The sequence below is a fragment of the Acetomicrobium sp. S15 = DSM 107314 genome, assembly GCF_016125955.1.
GTDB classification, from domain to species: Bacteria; Synergistota; Synergistia; order Synergistales; family Thermosynergistaceae; genus Thermosynergistes; species Thermosynergistes pyruvativorans.
This window is the reverse complement of sequence record NZ_JADEVE010000280.1, coordinates 1-567: the sequence shown is the minus strand read 5'-3', so window position 1 is coordinate 567 and position 567 is coordinate 1. Positions and strand designations below refer to the sequence as shown.

General features: G+C 50.6%; 2 protein-coding genes. Both read right to left on the bottom strand.

All coding sequences use genetic code 11. The annotated features are described in order from the left end of the window. Positions 1-152 precede the first annotated feature (152 nt). Positions 153-278 (bottom strand): hypothetical protein, encoded by a 126-nt coding sequence (locus tag EZM41_RS14215; protein ID WP_269778889.1) that lies wholly within the window; start codon positions 276-278, stop codon positions 153-155. Between the two features lie 111 nt (positions 279-389). Next, positions 390-500, bottom strand: a complete 111-nt coding sequence (locus EZM41_RS14210) for an arginine deiminase family protein (protein WP_198470648.1) — start codon at positions 498-500, stop codon at positions 390-392. Between the last annotated feature and the right edge of the window lie 67 nt (positions 501-567).

Below are 567 nucleotides of genomic sequence, written 5' to 3'. Positions count from 1 at the left end.
GCACAGCAGGCGAGACCACGTTTTCGGAGGCGATCAACTCAATCCCTTCGCGCTCTCGCTTCAACTCGGCGTTTAACACGTCGGCGATAGCCGGGTCTACCTGTCTTAAGAGTTCATATGCTCTCGGGAACACTCTCTCCCTACCCGACGCTCTACCGATCACAATCCCAGGCTCCTGCGATCCTGTCCGAGGCCCAGCTGAACGGAGACCACATCGACTCTCCTACGCCTGCGAGGGCATTAGCTATCATCTCTGGAATTCCACCGAACCAGCCCACGACACTGGAGGCCTTCTCCTTGATCCAATCCCAGGCTCCTGCGATCCTGTAGATCGGAAGAGCACACGGCTGAACTCACGTCACACCTCTCCTTTAAGTTAAACTTAACGCCTATATGGAATCACGACTCAAAAAGGCCGTCATGCAATGTATAGAGCCACACCCTTTCATGATCTCCGATACGTCCACGGTGATCACCTTTAATTCGTTCACAAAAACCATATTCCAACAGAAGTTTTCTCAAATCACGAAATCTTATGTTGCTATCATTTGCACCAGAAAAAACTTT

Bases quoted from the DNA above. Each gene is read 5' to 3' on its own strand.
- EZM41_RS14210 (WP_198470648.1), bottom strand. From the start codon at position 500: ATGGTTTTTGTGAACGAATTAAAGGTGATCACCGTGGACGTATCGGAG.